Source organism: Stutzerimonas degradans, assembly GCF_024448505.1.
In the GTDB taxonomy this organism is placed as follows: Bacteria; Pseudomonadota; Gammaproteobacteria; order Pseudomonadales; family Pseudomonadaceae; genus Stutzerimonas; species Stutzerimonas degradans.
This window is the reverse complement of the sequence record NZ_JAMOHV010000006.1, coordinates 131,553-148,131: the sequence shown is the minus strand read 5'-3', so window position 1 is coordinate 148,131 and position 16,579 is coordinate 131,553. Positions and strand designations below refer to the sequence as shown.

Here is a 16,579-nt window from a genome sequence, read left to right as displayed (position 1 = left end):
GCGGCTCAGGGCGCCAGCGCCATCCACTGATCGCTCAGGCTGCGGGTGTGGCGGTCGACCATGATTGGCGCGAACGGCCGGCCCGAGGCGGTGGTGAAGTTGTTGCTGCCGCTGTTCATGTCCTGCAGCGCCACCTTGAGAAAGCTCCAGCGCGTCTTGACCCGGGCTAGCGCCGGGTCGCCGCGCTCGCCGAGCTGCGCCAGTTGCGCGTCGATGGCCGGCACCAGCTGCCGTTCGTCCTGGCCGAGGTAGGTGTCGGGCTGCTCGCGGGCCGTCTCGAAACTGCCGATGTAGGCGCGGCTGAGGTATTGCACGGCGAGGTATTCGACTTTCGCCGGCAGCTCGGCGTGGGCCTCGACGCCCTGCTGGCCGCGTACGGCAGTGAGGAACTCGCGCAGTGCCTTGCTCATTTCCAGCGGCCAGCCCCAGGGCATGTCGTCTTCGCCGCGACCGAAACCGGCACCTTCGCGCAGCCTGGCCTGTAACTGGCGGTGGCTGTCGCGCAGCGCGCTGGTGGGATTCGCAACACCCTGCAGGGCCTCGTTGAGCGCCAGGATGTCGGCTTCCATCCGCGCCAGGTGGGCTTTCTGGAAGCCTTCGCCGCGATACAGCAACAGGCTGCTGGTGGCGCGACTGGCGTGGATCTGCAGTTTTTCCAGCGCGGACAGTGTCTGGCTGTGGGACTGGCCGGGCAGCCAGGCGACGATCAGGGCGAGCAGCCATATCCATGTGCGATGGCGCATTGTTGTGCTCCTTTGTTGTTTTTATCGAAGCGGATGCCTGCTTGTTGCAGTTGGCTTCCAGAGCCTAGCGGACCAGTGGCCAAGTGGTATCACCCCAAAGTGTGATTCGCCGCTGAGCTGCCGGACGGCCAGCGACAGGGGTGGTGCTCAGAGCATCCGTTCCAGGCCAACGACATCGGCCAGCCAGGCGTTCAGGCGGCGCCAGAATCCGCCTGGCTCGCGCTCGAGAACGATGCGCCGGCCCTGCTCCTCGGCGATCCATACCAGCTGGCGGGTATCGCCGCGCCGGGCCAGCTTCACCTCGTAGCTGGTTGCCGGTGCCATGCCCTCGAGCGTCAGTCGGTGCACCTCACGGGCCAGCGTCGGGCTTTGCGCGAGGATGCCGACTTCGCTGTTCCACAGTACCGAGCGCGGGTCGAAGTTGAGCGAGCCGATGAACACCCGTTTGCGGTCGAACACCGCCGCCTTGCTGTGCAGGCTGGATTCCGACTCGCCGAAGAAGCTGTAGGAGGACTTCTGGTCGGGCTGGCGGCGCAGTTCGAACAGCTGCACGCCCTGTTCCAGCATGCGCTGGCGGTACGGCGCATAACCGCCATGCACGGCCGGCACGTCGGTGGCTTCCAGCGAATTGGTGAGGATGCGGATGGTCACGCCGTCGCGGCGACGTTCGGCCAGGTAGTCGACGCCGCTGTCGGTGGGCACAAAGTACGCCGACACCAGCATCAGCTCATCCTGCACCGCGGTCAGTGCCGGCGCCAGCTGGGTGGTCAGCAGTCGCGTGGGCGGGCCATCGGCCAGGAGTTTGTCGGGATCGTCCCAGAGCGCTGCGGCGGGCGCCCAGATCAGCTCGTCCAGCCAGCGCTGCAGCTGCGGCTCGCGCTGGTAGCGGATCAGTCGGCGGTACAGCGGGCCATCGTCGCGGCGCGCCTGTTGCAGATATTGCTGGAGCTGTTCGCGTGCCTCGCTCAGCTTGCGCTGTGCCGGCGGTCGCCAGAAGAAGTGCTGGATCGGCACGCTCAGCTGGTGATTCCAGTACTGGTCGAAGCTGTCGGCGAGCTGCCGCGCCACCGGACCGGCGGCGAGCAGGTCGATGTCGGTAAAGTTCAGGCTGCGATCGGCATCGAAATATTCGTCGCCCAGATTGCGTCCGCCGACGATCGCCAGGCTGCTGTCGACCAGCAGCAGCTTGTTGTGCATGCGCCGGTGCTGCTGCGGCAGATGCAGCAGTCGCCCGAGCGTGCGCGTGACCGGGTTGCTGCGGCCGGCGCGCAGCGGGTTGAACACGCGGATCTGCACGTTCGAATGCGCTGCCAGCGTGGCGATGCGGTAGTCCTGGCCGTCGCTGGTGGTGTCGTCGAGCAGCAGCCGGACGCGTACGCCACGGTCGGCGGCGCGCAGCAGCTCGTCGACCAGCAGGCGCGTGGAGAGGCCGTCATGCACGATGTAGTACTGGATATCCAGGCTGCGCCGCGCGGCACGGAACAGCTCGGCGCGGGCGGCGAATGCCTCGCTGCTCTCAGGCAGCAGGCGCAGGCCGGAATGACCTTCCGGCTGCGCGGCTGCCAGCCCCTGCACCTGCCGGCCGAGCGAGGAGTCCGCCGGCGCGATGGCGTGGGAGGGCGCCGGTGCAGGCTGGCTGGCACAGCCGGCAAGCGACAGCAGTAGGATCAGCAGCAGGAGCGCTCGCACGGTGTTCCCTTCCGGTCCGGTCACGTGCAGCTTAGACGTTGCGCCGTCAGAAGCGATCCTTCAACCGATACCAGAGCATGCCCAGCGCCAGCAGCGGCGAGCGCAAGGCCGGGCCGCCGGGGAAGGTCGGGTGCGGCACGCGGGCGAACAGATCGAAGCCGTGGCTCTCGCGCCCGGCGATGGCTTCGGCGAGCAGCCGACCGGCCAGATGGGTGGCGTTCAGACCGTGGCCGGAGTAGGCCTGGGCGTAGTAGACGTTCGGCTGCTCCGGCAGCCGGCCGATCTGTGGCAGGCGGTTGGCGCCGATGCCGATCATGCCGCCCCACTGGTACTCGATGCCGATGCCAACCAGTTGCGGAAACACCGCGAGCATCTTCGGCTGCATGTAGGCGGAGATGTCTTTGGGATCGCGCCCGGAATAATGGCAGGCACCGCCGAACAGCAGTCGCCCGTCGGCCGAGAGGCGGAAATAGTCGAGCGCCACGCGCTGATCGCAGACCGCCATGTTCTGCGGCAGCAGTTCCTGGCACAGCGCCGCCGGCAAACGTTCGGTGGCGATGATGTAGCTGCCGGCCGGCAACACCTTGCCCGCCAGCTTGGGCTGCAGACCGTCGAGGTAGGCATTGCAGGCCAGCACCAGCTGGTTGGCGCGCACCACGCCGTGGGCGGTGTGGACCGCGACCTGCGTGCCGTACTCGATGCGTTCGACGGCGGAGTCTTCGTGCAGGCGCACGCCCAGGGTCTGCGCCACGGCCGCCTCGCCGAGCGCCAGGTTGAGCGGATGCAGGTGTCCGGAGCCCATGTCGACCAGCCCGCCGATGTAGCGCTGCGAGCCGATCACCGTCGGCAGGTTGGCGCGCGAGATGCGCTGCAGCGGATGCGCATAGCCCAGACGCAGCAGGTCGGCATAGTCCTGCTCGAAGCCTTCCAGGTGGCGTGGTTTGGTCGCCAGGTCGCAATAGCCCCAGGTCAGGTCGCAATCAATGGCGTGCAGCTCGATGCGCTGGCGGACGATGTCGACGGCTTCGAAACCCATGCGCTTGAGTTCGTCGACGCCCTCTTCGCCGAGGACCGGCCGGAACTGCTCGACATCGTGGCCGACACCGCGGATCAGCTGGCCGCCGTTGCGACCGCTGGCACCCCAGCCGATACGCCGGGCTTCGAGGAGGATGACCGACAGCCCTCGCTCGGCGAGTTCGATGGCGGTATTCAGCCCGGTAAAGCCGCCGCCGACGATGCAGACGTCGGCGCGGGCCTCACCGGCGAGCGCGGCGAAGCGCAGCGCACGGTTGGCGCTGGCGGCGTAGTAGGAGGGGGCGTGAGCGTCTTGGCGAGTGGTGTTCTGAGTCATCGGTTCGGAATGGATTCTCTGCGGGGTTCAGGGGGAGGTCACGGTTCGGCACTGCAGCGAGCAAAGCACGCCCGGCGCCGTTCGGCCAGCGGCCGCGGCGGGCTCGCTGGAACGGAACGGGTACGCGGCGCTCTAGTCCGGCACTGGCAGCTCGAGCGATTCCTTCACTTCTTCCATGACGATGTAACTCTTGGATTCGCGCACGTGCGGTAGTTTCAGCAGGATGTCGCCGAGCAGCTTGCGGTAGGAGGCCATCTCCGAAATGCGCGCCTTGACCAGATAGTCGAAGTCGCCCGACACCAGGTGGCACTCCAGCACGTGCGGCAGCCGCAGCACGGCGCGGCGGAATTCCTCGAAGGTGTCGCCGGACTTGTAGTCCAGGCTGATCTCGACGAACACCAGCAGGTTGGCGCGCAGCAGCTGCGGATTGAGCCGCGCATGGTAACCGAGGATCACGCCGTCTCGTTCCAGACGGCGCACCCGTTCGGTGCACGGGGTGGTCGAGAGGTTGACCCGCTCGCCCAGTTCGGTGAACGAAATGCGTCCCTCCTGCTGCAGGATACGCAGGATGGAACGGTCGATCCGATCCAGTTCCCGACGGGCCTTGTTGGGATTATTCATGGGGGATGCCCCTCCGGTAAAAGCCAAATTGGCGAGAATTTTCGTCAAGAATCGCATGATAAACAGTGAATACCACTGAGTCAGCCGTCCTACACTCCGCCCAACAACAACGGAAACATCCGGGCGTGCCGGATGGAGGGCGACAGTCATGCGAGTTCTGATCCTGGGCAGCGGTGTGGTCGGCACCGCCAGCGCGTACTACCTGGCCCGAGCCGGGTTCGAGGTGGTAGTGGTCGATCGCCAGGACGGCGTCGCTCTGGAAACCAGCTTCGCCAACGCCGGTCAGGTCTCGCCCGGCTACGCCTCGCCGTGGGCCGCTCCGGGCATTCCGCTCAAAGCCATGAAGTGGCTGCTGCAGCGCCACGCGCCGCTGGCCATCAAGCTCACCGGCAGCCTCGACCAGTACCTGTGGATGGCGCAGATGCTGCGCAACTGCACCGCTGCGCGCTACGCGGTGAACAAGGAACGCATGGTGCGGCTGGCCGAATACAGCCGCGATTGCCTCGACGAGCTGCGTGCCGAGACCGGCATCGCCTATGAGGGACGCCAGCTCGGTACCACCCAGCTGTTCCGCACCCAGGCGCAAGTGGACGCCGCCGCCAAGGACATCGCCGTGCTCGAACAGGCCGGCGTCCCCTACGAAGTGCTCGACCGTGCCGGCATCGCGCGCGTCGAACCGGCGCTGGCCAAGGTCTCCGACAAGCTCGCCGGCGCCCTGCGCCTGCCCAATGATCAGACCGGCGACTGCTACCTGTTCACCTCGCGCTTGGCCGAGATGGCGCGTGAGCTGGGCGTGGAGTTCCGCTTCGGGCAGAACATCGAGCGTCTGGAGAGCGATGGCGAGCGCATCGCCGGGGTCTGGATCGACGGTCAGCTGGAGCGCGCCGACCAGTATGTGCTGGCGCTGGGCAGCTACTCGCCGCAGCTGCTCAAGCCGCTCGGCATCCGCGCGCCGATCTACCCGCTCAAGGGCTATTCGCTGACTGTGCCGATCACCGATGCAGCGATGGCGCCGACCTCGACCATCCTCGACGAGACCTACAAGGTCGCCATCACCCGCTTCGACGACCGTATCCGCGTCGGCGGCATGGCCGAGATCGCTGGCTTCGATCTGTCGCTCAACCCGCGTCGTCGCGAGACGCTGGAGATGATCACCGCCGACCTCTATCCGCAGGGCGGCGACCTGAGCCGTGCCGAGTTCTGGACCGGCCTGCGCCCGGCGACCCCGGACGGTACGCCGATCGTCGGCGCGACGCGCTATCGCAACCTGTTCCTCAACACCGGCCACGGGACCCTCGGTTGGACCATGGCCTGTGGCTCCGGTAGCCTGCTTGCCGATCTGATCGCGAAGAAGCGTCCGCAGATCAGCGCGCAGGGCCTGGATATTTCCCGCTATAGCAGCCGCAGCGAGGTATCCGGCCACGGTCGGCCGGCTTCCGCCCACTGACCCCTCAACCCCCTGCAATAACCGTCGACCGGGTGTCCGCCACGCTGACACCCGGTCGAGTGACATGGATCTATCAGCGAGCCGGAGCCGCTCATCTGTTCCCCGCCTGGAACAGCGTTTCACCGGAATGAGCTGACATCTGCAGTCGTTCCTCGTACCTACAAATCTAAGAACGAGATGAATGTAATGAACAAACAATCGATCCAGATTGCGCTGGCTTATATGTCCGTGGTCATCGGTGGTGGCTTCGCCTCCGGCCAGGAAGTCCTCCAATTCTTCACCGGCTACGGGCTGGTCGGCGTCGCCGGTACGCTGGTCAGTGGCCTGCTGTTCGCCTTCCTCGGCATGCAGATCGCCCGCATGAGCTCGAAGATGCAGGCCAACTCGCACAAGGAAGTCCTCTACAGCCTGTTCGGCGCGCGCGTCGGTCTGGCCGTCGACGTGGTGCTGTCATTCTTCCTCTATGGCGTGGGCGTGGTCATGCTGGCCGGCTGCGGATCGATCTTCGCCCAACAGTACGGCATGCATCCGCTGTTCGGCGGCGTGCTGATGACCGTGCTGGTGATCGCCACGCTGTGCCTGAACGTCAAGCGCATCATCGATCTGATCAGCGCGGTGATGCCGTTCCTGCTGGCGATGGTGCTGATCATCACCACCTACTCGATCTTCAACTACAACGCCTCGGTCGAGACCCTCGATGCGGTCGCCCGCGAGAACAACGAGACGGTCAGCTCCAACTGGTTCGTCGGCGCGCTGCTCTATGCCTCGTTCAACATCGCCGTAGGATTCCCGATGCTCGCGGTGATCGGCGGAATGACCAAGCAATCCAAGGCTGCGGGGCTGGGCGGTGTGCTCGGCGGGCTCGGCCTGGGCGTGCTGATCCTGCTGCTGAACGTCGGCCTGTTCGCCAATATCAACCAGCTGCAGGGCATCGAGATGCCGACCCTGGCGCTGGCGTCGCGGATTTCGCCGCTACTGTCGGTGGTCATGTCGGTGGCGCTGATCTGCATGGTCTATAGCACCGCCGTCGGCATGTTCTTCGCCTTCAGCGCGCGCTTCGCCAAACCCGAGTCGGTACGCTTCAAGGGCTTCAGTGCGATTTCGGTGTGCATTGGGCTGGCGCTGAGCCTGGGCGGTTTCAGCAAGCTGGTCGGCACCGTGTACCCGCTGCTCGGCTACGTCGGCTTTGCGCTGATCCTCGCCATCGTCTTCAGCTGGGCGCGCGGCCGCTCCCGCGCGAACCTCGAAGTGCAAAAACGCGAGCTGAGCCCGCTATCCTGACACTGCCCGGCGCCGGCCCACTGCAGGCCGGCGCCACTCGTTCGAGGAGAATTTCATGCCCATCCAGCGCCTGCACACCACCGCCCGCTACAGCGAGGCGGTAATCCACCGCGGTACGGTCTACCTGTCCGGCCAACTGGCCGATGATCTGTCGGGGGATATCCGCCAGCAGACCCGCGACACCCTGCTCAGCATTGATCGCATGCTGGCCGAGGCCGGCAGCGACCGTTCGCGCCTGCTTTCGGCGCTGATCCATCTGCGCGACATGGACGACTACGACGGCATGAACGAAGTCTGGGACGAATGGTTGCCCAAAGGTTCCGCACCGGCGCGTACCACCGTACAGGCACTGATGTATTCGCCGCAGGTGCGGGTGGAAATCACCGTGGTGGCCGCGTTACCGGACCTGTCCGGGCCGAACCTCTGACAGCAGGTGCACCGGATAGCGCGCCAGCGTGTTGTAAATTCCGAACGCCGTTGCCATCATGACAGCCTGTCGTTTCGCTCTTGATAGGAGAGCTCGTATTGGACGTCGGCGTTCGGCTGCAAACCATCCGCAAGCTCAAGGGGCTGTCTCAGCGTGAACTCGCCAAGCGTGCGGGCGTCACCAACAGCACCATTTCCATGATCGAGAAGAACAGCGTCAGCCCCTCGATCAGTTCGCTGAAAAAGGTTCTCGGCGGCATTCCCATGTCGCTGGTGGAGTTCTTCTCGCCGGATTTCGAGCAGGACAGCGACACCCAGGTGGTCTACAAGGCGAGCGAGCTGATCGACATCTCCGACGGTGCGGTGAGCATGAAACTGGTGGGCAAGGCGCATCCGAGCCGGGCCATCGCCTTTCTCGACGAGACCTATCCACCCGGCGCGGACACCGGCCTGGACATGCTCGCCCACCAGGGCGAGGAGACTGGCATGCTGGTCGAGGGGCGGCTGGAGCTGACGGTCAACGGTCAGACCTATGTGCTCGAAACTGGCGACAGCTACTACTTCGAGAGCAGCAAACCCCACCGTTTTCGCAATCCGTTCGACGCGCCGGCCCGGCTGATCAGCGCAACCACGCCGGCGAACTTCTGAGCGGCGCCGCGCAATGCGACAAAGAGTCGCGAGCGATGGCAATTGTTTCGGCTTGTGGGGCTTGCCGTTATACTACCGCCCGCTCGCGAACCGTGGCCGCGGGCGTGTCTAGCCACAATGAGGGTGAAAGGTGAACCTGATTAAGAAGATCCTGGTAGCACAGACTGCCGTAGTGGCCCTGTGGGCAATGAGCGCTCAGGCTGCGACCGACGAAGCTATCGCCGAGCGTCTGAAGCCGGTGGGCGAAGTATGCGTACAAGGCCAAGAGTGTGCGGCGGCCGGTGGCGGCGCTGCGGCGGCGGCCGGTAGTGCGGCACGCAGCGGCGAAGAAATCTACGGCAAGTTCTGCACCGCTTGCCACGGCTCCGGCCTGCTCAACGCGCCGAAGAGCGGTGATTCCGCGGCCTGGAGCGCACGTGCCGACGCCAAGGGCGGGGTTGATGGTCTGCTCAAGAGCGCCATCAATGGCCTCAATGCCATGCCGCCGAAAGGCACCTGTGGCGACTGCTCGGACGACGAGCTCAAGGGCGCCATCAAGCACATGTCCGGTCTCTGATCGACAGACGCTGAGCGTTGCACCGACAAAGCCGCCCGTAGGCGGCTTTGTCGTATCTGCACGTCACTCGAGAAACTGCACCTGGCCATTCTCCAGCGAGGCGATACGCGCCAGCGATTCGATGCGCAGGCCGGTTTCCTCCAGCTCGCGTCGGCCGCTCTGGAACGACTTCTCGATGACGATCCCCAGGCCGACGACGGTCGCGCCAGCCTGCACGATGATCGACAGCAGGCCCTTGGCGGCCTTGCCGTTGGCCAGGAAATCGTCGATCACCAGCACCCGGTCGGTCGCCGACAGGTGGTTAGCGGCAATCGCGATGGTGCTTTCCACCTGCTTGGTGAAGGAGTACACCGAGGCGGTCAGCAGGTTGTCGGTCATCGTCAGCGACTGGTGCTTGCGCGCGAAGATCACCGGCACGCCGAGTTCCAGCCCGGTCATCACCGCCGGCGCGATGCCGGACGCCTCGAGGGTGACGATCTTGGTGACGCCGGCATCGCGAAAGCGGCGGGCGAATTCCTGGCCGATCTGCTGCATCAGTCGCGGATCGATCTGGTGATTGAGAAAGGCGTCGACCTTGAGCACGCGCTCGGACAGAACGATGCCTTCGCTGCGGATTTTCTGTTTCAGTAGTTCCACGTACGTGCTACCTCGAAAGGGCTTCGGGCAGGCCTGGCCGGGTTCCCGAGCGGGGCGGCGCAGCCTGGAAAGCCGCGCATTTTCGCGCAATCCTGGCGGGCAGTGCAAAAATCCGACATGCGCCTAAATGACTGAACACCTGTAAGGATAAGCCGCCTAAGCTGGAAGGCCATTTCAACCAGCGGGGAATCACGCATGTTGCGTATTGCTATCAACGGGTATGGACGAATCGGTCGCGCGGTCGTGCGGGCCTTGTTCGAGCGTGGCCTGCAGGAGCAGGTGCAGATCGTCGCCATCAACGATCTCAGCGAGCACGGCACGCTGGTGCATCTGACGCGCTTCGACTCGACGTTCGGTCGCTTTCCGCAGCCGGTGGAGCTGCAGGGCGAGGCGATGGTCGTCGGCGGCCAGAGCATCCGCCTGCTCGCCGAGCGCGAGGCGAGCCGGCTGCCGTGGGGCGAGCTGGGCGTCGACGTGGTGCTCGAATGCACCGGCAAGTTCAAGCAGCGCGCGCTTGTCGAGCAGCACCTGCAGGCCGGTGCGCGCCGAGTGTTCGCCTCGCATCCGCTGGATGGCGCCGACCTGACCGTGGTCTATGGCGTCAACCACCAGCTGCTGGGCGACCAGCAGGTGATCTCCAACGCGTCCTGCACCACCAACTGCCTGGCGCCGCTGGCCAAGGTGCTGCACGAGGCCGTGGGTATTCGCCAGGGACTGCTGAACACCGTGCACTCCTACACCAACGACCAGAACCTGCTGGACAAGGCCCACAAGGACCTCTACCGCGCTCGCGCCGCGGCGCTGTCGATGATTCCGTCGACCACCGGCGCGGCCAAGGCCATCGGCCTGGTGCTGCCGGAACTGGCCGGGCGGCTGGACGGGCTGTCGGTGCGGGTGCCGACGCCGAACGTCTCGCTGGTGGACCTGACCTTCGTCGCCGAGCGTGCGCCGCAGGGCGTCGAGGCCATCAACCGCATCCTGCGCGAGGGTGCGCAGCGGCTGCCGGCGGGTGTCATGGAATGCACCGAGGAGGCGCTGGTGTCCTGCGACTTCAACGGCTATCCGGCGTCCTGCGTGGCCGACCTCAGCCACACCCGCGTGCAGGGCGAGCTGGTCAAGGTATTGGCCTGGTACGACAACGAGTGGGGCTTCTCTAACCGCATGCTCGACGTGCTGCTGCACTGGAACCCGCAACCGGTTGCCTGAGCGGGTGTGCCCGCCGTCCGGTCGCGGCATCGCGGCGGGCGGCTGGGTGGTGCTGTCTATACTCGCTGGACCCCAGCGCCATTAACTGCCGGAGAGAGCCCATGAGTCATCGCATCGTCCTGCCGCGCCTGATGGAAATCGGCGCCGGCGCCAGCCAACAGCTCGCCGCCGTGTTGCGCAGCCTGGGCTGCAGTCGTCCGCTGATCGTCACCGACCGCATGATGGTCGAGCTGGGCTATGTCGATCGCCTCGAAGAGCAGCTGCAGGCGGCGGGAATCGCCAGTCAGCGCTTCGCCGACACGCTGCCGGAGCCTACCGCGGCGTCGATCCGTGCCGGCGTGCAGATGGTCCGCGACGGTGACTTCGATTCCATCGTCGCCCTCGGCGGCGGCAGCCCGATCGACTCGGCCAAGGCCATCGGCATCCTCGGCCGCTACGGCGGCGAGATGCGCGACTATCGTTTCCCGCGTGATGTGTGCGAGCCCGGCCTCCCGCTGATCGCCATTCCCACCACCGCCGGCACCGGCTCGGAAGCGACGCGCTTCACCATCATCACTGATGAGACCAGCGACGAGAAAATGCTCTGCGCCGGCCTCGGTTTCATGCCGGTCGCCGCGCTGATCGACTACGAACTGACCCTTTCGCTGCCGCCGCGGGTCACCGCCGATACCGGCCTGGACGCGCTGACCCATGCCATCGAGGCGTATGTCAGTCGCAAGGCCAGCGGCTACAGCGATGCCCAGGCGCTGCAGGCCATGCGCCTGCTGGCGCCCAACCTGCGCACTGCCTTCCACGATTCGGGCAACCGTGCCGCGCGCGAGGCGATGATGCTTGGTGCGACACTGGCCGGTATCGCCTTCTCCAATGCCTCGGTGGCGCTGGTGCACGGCATGAGCCGGCCAATCGGTGCGTTCTTCCACGTGCCGCACGGGCTGTCCAACGCCATGCTGCTGCCGGCGGTCACCGCCTTCTCGATTCCTGCCGCGCCCGAGCGCTACGCCGACTGCGCCCGCGCAATGGGCGTAGCGGCACAGACCGACAGCGTCGAGACCGCCAACCAGCGGCTGCTCGCCGAGTTGCAGGCATTGAACCGCGAACTGCAGGTGCCGAGCCCCGGCCAGTACGGCATCGCCCGCGAGCGCTTCTTCGAATCGCGCGAGACGATGGCGCAGCAGGCGCTGGCTTCCGGTTCGCCGGGCAACAACCCGCGCGTGCCGACGCAGGCGGAGATCGTCGAGCTGTACGAGACGGTCTGGAACCAGGCATGAGCGCCGGCGCCGCGCGGCAATCGCGGCCGCCGGCGCCGTTCACAGCACGTAGAACAGCACCGCGATGAAGTGAAGCAGGCTGCCGCCCATCACGAACAGGTGCCAGATGCCGTGCCAGTGGCGGAAGCGTTCGTCGAAGACGAAGAACACGATGCCCACCGTGTAGCAGATGCCGCCCGCCAGCAGCCAGGCGAAGCCCGCGCTGCCAAGCGCGGCGAGCAGCGGCTTGACCGCCACCAGGACGATCCAGCCCATCACCGCGTAGATCACCAGCGAGAGAATCCGCGCTTCCGAGCGTGGCTTGATCTCCTGCAGCATGCCGATCAACGCCAGGCTCCAGACCACGCCGAACAGCGTCCAGCCCCAGGGACCGGCCAGCGTGACCAGGCAGAACGGCGTATAGCTGCCGGCAATCAGCAGGTAGATCGACAGGTGATCGAGCTTGCGCATGATCACCTTCGCCCGCCCGCGCAGGCTGTGGTAGAGGGTGGAGATGCTGTAGAGCAGCACCAGGCTGAGGCCGTAGATCGCCACGCTGACTATCTCGGCGAGCGATCCGCCGAGCGTGGCCAGCACTTGCAGCCAGATGGCGCCCAGGCTGGCGAGTACGGCACCGACCAGGTGCGTCCAGGCGTTGAAGCGTTCGCCGTGGTACATCGGGGGGTCTCCGCGCAGATGCGACAGGCCCAGCATGCCGCGTCCGCATGACCGGATACAGTCAAATCGATGAACGATCAGCGAAATGGACCAGATGGCGGCGCCGCGTTGTGCCCGCGCGAGGGCTTCGTTGCTCCGTCGACGCGCGGCTGCGCCGACCTCGCGCCGCCTGTCGTCAGCGCTTGAGCATCGCCCGCATCGCTGCCAGTGCGTCGTTGCCACGCGCGGCCTTCACTTCCACCGGCGCGTCTTCCTGGCCTTCCCATTCCAGGTCTTCGGGCGGCAGTTCGTCGAGGAAGCGGCTGGGCATGCATTCGATGACTTCGCCGTACTGCTTGCGCTTGGCGGCGAAGGTCATCGCCAGGTTCTGCCGCGCGCGGGTGATGCCGACATAGGCCAGACGGCGTTCTTCCTCGATGGTGTCGGCTTCGATGCTGGAACGGTGCGGGAGGATTTCCTCCTCCATGCCCATGATGAACACGTAGGGGAACTCCAGGCCCTTGCTCGCGTGCAGGGTCATCATCTGCACGCCCTCGGCGCCTTCTTCCTCTTCCTGCTGGCGTTCGAGCATATCGCGCAGCACCAGCTTGGCGATGGCCTCCTCGATGGTCATCTCGCCTTCCTCGTCGCGTTCCAGGGTGTTCTTAAGCGCGTCGATGAGGAACCAGACGTTGCCCATGCGGAAGTCCGCAGCCTTGTCGCTGGAGGTCTGGCTGCGTACCCAGGTTTCGTAGTCGATGTCCATGACCATGCTGCGCAGGGCGGCGATGGGGTCGTTCTGCGCGCACTGCTGGCGCAGGTTGTCCATGTAACGCTTGAAGCGGGACAGGCGGTCGGTGAAGCGGCTGTCCATCAGCTCGCCGAGGCCGATCTCGTCGCAGGCGGCGTACATGGAGATCTTGCGCGCGGTGGCGTAGTTGCCGAGCTTTTCCAGGGTAGTCGAACCGATCTCGCGGCGCGGCACGTTGATCACCCGCAGGAAGGCGTTGTCGTCGTCCGGGTTGACCAGCAGGCGGAAGTAGCTCATCAGGTCCTTCACTTCCTGGCGGCTGAAGAAGCTGGTGCCGCCGGACAGCCGGTAGGGAATCTGATGGTGCTGCAGCTTCAGCTCGATCAGCTTGGCCTGGTAGTTGCCGCGGTAGAGGATGGCGAAGTCGCTGTAGGGCCGCTGGGTTCGCAGATGCAGCGTGAGGATTTCCATCGCGACCCGCTCGGCTTCGGCTTCCTCGTTACGGCAGCGGATCACGCGGATCGGATCGCCGTGGCCCATTTCCGACCACAGCTGCTTCTCGAAGGCATGGGGGTTGTTGGAAATCAGTACGTTGGCGCACTTGAGGATGCGGCTGGTGGAACGGTAGTTCTGCTCGAGCATCACCACCTTCAGCGAGGGAAAGTCCTCTTTCAGCTGCATCAGGTTTTCCGGGCGCGCGCCGCGCCAGGCGTAGATCGACTGGTCGTCGTCGCCGACCACGGTGAAGTGCGCGCGCTCCTGCACCAGCAGTTTCACCAGCAGATACTGGCTGGCGTTGGTGTCCTGGTATTCGTCGACCAGCATGTAGCGCACCTTGTTGCGCCACTTCTCCAGCACCTCGGGATGGTCCTGGAACAGCTTCACCGGCTGCATGATCAGGTCGTCGAAGTCCACCGCGTTGTACGCCTTGAGCGTGCGCTGATAGTGGGTGTAGACGACGGCGGCGGTCTGCTCCTTGGGATTGCGCGCACTGGCCAGCGCTTCCTCGGGGGTGACCAGGTCGTTCTTCCAGCTGCCGATGTAGTTCTTGATCTCGTCCACGCCGTCATCGCCGGCGTATTCCTTCTGCATGATGTCGCTCAGCAGCGCCTTGATGTCGCCCTCGTCGAAGATCGAAAAGCCCGGCTTGTACCCCAGATGGACATATTCCTTGCGGATGATGTTCAGGCCCAGGTTGTGGAAGGTCGATACCGTCAGGCCCTTGCCTTCGCCGCCGCGCAGCAGGCTGCTGACGCGCTCCTTCATCTCGCGGGCGGCCTTGTTGGTGAAGGTCACGGCGACGATGTACTGCGCGCGGATACCGCATTGCTGGATCAGGTAGGCGATCTTGCGGGTGATCACGCTGGTCTTGCCGGAGCCGGCGCCGGCGAGCACCAGCATGGGGCCGCCGACGTAGTTCACGGCTTCCTGCTGCCGGGGATTGAGTCGGGACATGGACGTTCGGGTTGTGGAAGGCGGGGCGCGAGTTTAACAGGCCGGCGCCGGGAAGCGGTTCGCTGACGACCGATCGGCGACCGATCAGCTGGCGGGCCTTGGTAAATGGGATTATTCCTTTATCTTGTCGAGCCAGCCCGCTCGCGCAGGCTGCTTCGACAGCGGACGTTTCCTGCGTCCATCTCACCACGCCCCGGGAGGCTGCTTGTCCGCGCCCATCGCACCCCTGTCATTGTTGCTGCTGGCCGAGCGCCCCGAGTGGGCGACACAGCTGCGTGGCTGCCTGGAGCAGCTGGCGGATGCGCCGGCGCTGCTGGTTGCCCCGGACTGGGCGACGGCGCGGGCCACGCTGGGCGATAGCGCCCGCGGGCTGCTGCTGACGACGCCAGCCTGTCGGCCGCCCGCGCACGAATGCCCCTGGCCGGTGATCCTGCTGCTCGACGCCGAGCCGGCCGAAGCACCGGAAGGCGTGCTCGACTGGCTGGTGCGCGACCAGTTCAGTGCTGACGTGCTGCGCCGCTGCCTGCGCTATGCGCGCGAGCGCTGCCGGCTGCAGGGCTCGCTGCAACGCCTGAGCGAGTACGACCCGTACACCGGCGTGGTCAATCGCCAGGGCTTCCAGGCCCTGCTGATGGCGGCGCTGGCCGAGCACCAGGGGCGCGGGCTGGTGCTCGGCTATCTGGATCTGGACGACTTTCGCCACGTCAACGATTCGCTCGGCCACCAGGCCGGGGATCGGCTGATGCTGCAGATCGTCGCGCGCCTGCAGGCGCAGCTGGAGGAAGGCGATGCCCTGGGGCGACTGGGCGGCGACGAGTTCGCCCTGCTGCTGGACGTGCGCGAACGGCCGCGGCGCGCCGCCGAGATGGCCGATCGTCTGGTCCAAGCGCTCGCCGAACCCTACTGGGTCGACGGCGAGAGCCTGATGCTCGGCTGCAGCCTGGGCCTGGCGCCGGCGCGTCCGGGCATCGGCGCCGACCCGCTGATGTGGCATGCGCAGAGCGCCATGCGCCAGGCCAAGTCGCGCCAGGGCTGCACCTGGCAACTGTACGACGAGCACGCCAGCCGCGGCGCGCGCAGCCTCGCCGAGCTGGAGAGCGAGCTGCGCCAGGCCCTGCGTCGTGGCGAGCTGGAGCTGCACTACCAGCCGCGCCTGTGCCTGAGCAGCGGGCGGATTCTCGGGCTGGAGGCGCTGGTGCGCTGGGCACACCCGGAGCGCGGCCTGCTGACGCCCGAAGCGTTCATTCCGCTGGCCGAGGAGAGCGGGCTGATCGTGCCGCTCGGCTACTGGGTCATCGCCCGTGCCCTGCATGACCTGCAGGCGTTGCGTGCGCAGGGTGGCGATGCGCTGCACATGGCGATCAACCTGTCGTTTCGCCAGTTCCAGGACAGCCAGCTGCTGGCCACGCTCAGTCGGCTGATCGAGGAGTGCGGCATCGATCCGCACTGGCTGGAATTCGAGCTGACCGAAACGGCGGTGATGCGCCGCAGCGAGCAGGTCCGGCGCACCATGGAAACCTTGCGCAAGCTCGGCGTGCGGTTTTCCCTGGACGATTTCGGCACCGGCTTCTCGTCGTTCGTGCACCTGTCCAGCCTGCCGATCGCGCTGTTGAAGATCGACAAGAGCTTTGTCGCCGGCATGGAGGGCAACCGCCGGCTGGTGCATGCGATGGTCAACCTCGCCCGCGACCTGCAGCTGGAAATCGTCGCCGAGGGGGTGGAAACCGCCGCGCAGCTGGAGCAGCTCAAGCGCTTCGGTGCGCACCAGATCCAGGGTTATCTGGTCAGCCGGCCGTTGCCGCTGGCCGAACTGGCGGTCTTCATGCGCGGCGAGCGCCGCGCCGGGCTGGCGCACTGAGCCACCC

At 65.9% G+C, this 16,579-nt stretch carries 15 protein-coding genes; 8 read left to right on the top strand and 7 right to left on the bottom strand.

Features of this window, described 5'->3' with window-relative positions:
- Window positions 1-5 precede the first annotated feature (5 nt).
- The 4 genes from NAV27_RS10490 to NAV27_RS10475 all read right to left on the bottom strand — a co-directional run bounded on the left by NAV27_RS10490 (window position 6) and on the right by NAV27_RS10475 (window position 4,404).
- Window positions 6-743: a hypothetical protein gene (locus NAV27_RS10490; RefSeq protein WP_043297868.1), complete on the bottom strand. Its 738-nt coding sequence runs from the start codon at window positions 741-743 to the stop codon at window positions 6-8.
- Between the two features lie 147 nt (window positions 744-890).
- Window positions 891-2,432: a phospholipase D family protein gene (locus tag NAV27_RS10485; RefSeq protein ID WP_102829188.1), complete on the bottom strand. Its 1,542-nt coding sequence runs from the start codon at window positions 2,430-2,432 to the stop codon at window positions 891-893.
- 46 nt (window positions 2,433-2,478) lie between these two features.
- Window positions 2,479-3,783 (bottom strand): NAD(P)/FAD-dependent oxidoreductase, encoded by a 1,305-nt coding sequence (locus NAV27_RS10480; protein ID WP_102829041.1) that lies wholly within the window; start codon window positions 3,781-3,783, stop codon window positions 2,479-2,481.
- A gap of 132 nt (window positions 3,784-3,915) precedes the next feature.
- Entirely contained in the window at window positions 3,916-4,404 is a 489-nt protein-coding gene (locus tag NAV27_RS10475) for an Lrp/AsnC ligand binding domain-containing protein (RefSeq protein ID WP_008568403.1), read from the bottom strand.
- 148 nt (window positions 4,405-4,552) lie between these two features.
- On the opposite strand from NAV27_RS10475, the gene dadA reads away from it, so the two are divergent.
- The 5 genes from dadA (at window position 4,553) to NAV27_RS10450 (ending at window position 8,762) form a co-directional block, all read left to right on the top strand.
- The gene (gene dadA / locus NAV27_RS10470) at window positions 4,553-5,851 is read left to right on the top strand and encodes a D-amino acid dehydrogenase (protein ID WP_043297871.1); all 1,299 of its coding nucleotides are present in this window, start codon (window positions 4,553-4,555) and stop codon (window positions 5,849-5,851) included.
- A gap of 186 nt (window positions 5,852-6,037) precedes the next feature.
- Complete coding sequence (locus tag NAV27_RS10465; RefSeq protein WP_102829040.1) at window positions 6,038-7,132, top strand: YkvI family membrane protein; 1,095 nt, start codon at window positions 6,038-6,040, stop codon at window positions 7,130-7,132.
- A gap of 55 nt (window positions 7,133-7,187) precedes the next feature.
- The gene (locus tag NAV27_RS10460) at window positions 7,188-7,559 is read left to right on the top strand and encodes a RidA family protein (protein ID WP_077682722.1); all 372 of its coding nucleotides are present in this window, start codon (window positions 7,188-7,190) and stop codon (window positions 7,557-7,559) included.
- A gap of 98 nt (window positions 7,560-7,657) precedes the next feature.
- Entirely contained in the window at window positions 7,658-8,206 is a 549-nt protein-coding gene (locus NAV27_RS10455; protein ID WP_008568399.1) for a cupin domain-containing protein, read from the top strand.
- 130 nt (window positions 8,207-8,336) lie between these two features.
- The gene (locus NAV27_RS10450; protein ID WP_102829039.1) at window positions 8,337-8,762 is read left to right on the top strand and encodes a c-type cytochrome; all 426 of its coding nucleotides are present in this window, start codon (window positions 8,337-8,339) and stop codon (window positions 8,760-8,762) included.
- Window positions 8,763-8,825: 63 nt separating this feature from the next.
- On the opposite strand, the gene NAV27_RS10445 is transcribed toward NAV27_RS10450, so the two are convergent.
- Complete coding sequence (locus NAV27_RS10445) at window positions 8,826-9,398, bottom strand: xanthine phosphoribosyltransferase (protein ID WP_102829038.1); 573 nt, start codon at window positions 9,396-9,398, stop codon at window positions 8,826-8,828.
- Window positions 9,399-9,593: 195 nt separating this feature from the next.
- Here NAV27_RS10445 and gap point away from each other — a divergent pair, with 195 nt between their 5' ends.
- Both gap and NAV27_RS10435 read left to right on the top strand, forming a co-directional pair.
- Window positions 9,594-10,604 carry a type I glyceraldehyde-3-phosphate dehydrogenase gene (gene gap, locus NAV27_RS10440; RefSeq protein WP_102829037.1) on the top strand — a complete coding sequence of 337 codons (1,011 nt, stop codon included), beginning with the start codon at window positions 9,594-9,596 and terminating at the stop codon, window positions 10,602-10,604.
- 101 nt (window positions 10,605-10,705) lie between these two features.
- Entirely contained in the window at window positions 10,706-11,872 is a 1,167-nt protein-coding gene (locus tag NAV27_RS10435) for an iron-containing alcohol dehydrogenase (protein WP_102829036.1), read from the top strand.
- Between the two features lie 39 nt (window positions 11,873-11,911).
- Here NAV27_RS10435 and trhA read toward each other — a convergent pair whose 3' ends face one another.
- Both trhA and rep read right to left on the bottom strand, forming a co-directional pair.
- Complete coding sequence (trhA, locus tag NAV27_RS10430; RefSeq protein ID WP_102829035.1) at window positions 11,912-12,529, bottom strand: PAQR family membrane homeostasis protein TrhA; 618 nt, start codon at window positions 12,527-12,529, stop codon at window positions 11,912-11,914.
- 175 nt (window positions 12,530-12,704) lie between these two features.
- Window positions 12,705-14,714: a DNA helicase Rep gene (gene rep / locus NAV27_RS10425; RefSeq protein ID WP_102829034.1), complete on the bottom strand. Its 2,010-nt coding sequence runs from the start codon at window positions 14,712-14,714 to the stop codon at window positions 12,705-12,707.
- Between the two features lie 205 nt (window positions 14,715-14,919).
- Between rep and NAV27_RS10420 the strand changes: the two genes are divergently transcribed.
- A complete protein-coding gene (locus tag NAV27_RS10420; RefSeq protein WP_232249077.1) occupies window positions 14,920-16,572 on the top strand; it encodes a putative bifunctional diguanylate cyclase/phosphodiesterase in 1,653 nt (550 codons plus the stop codon).
- Window positions 16,573-16,579 lie beyond the last annotated feature (7 nt).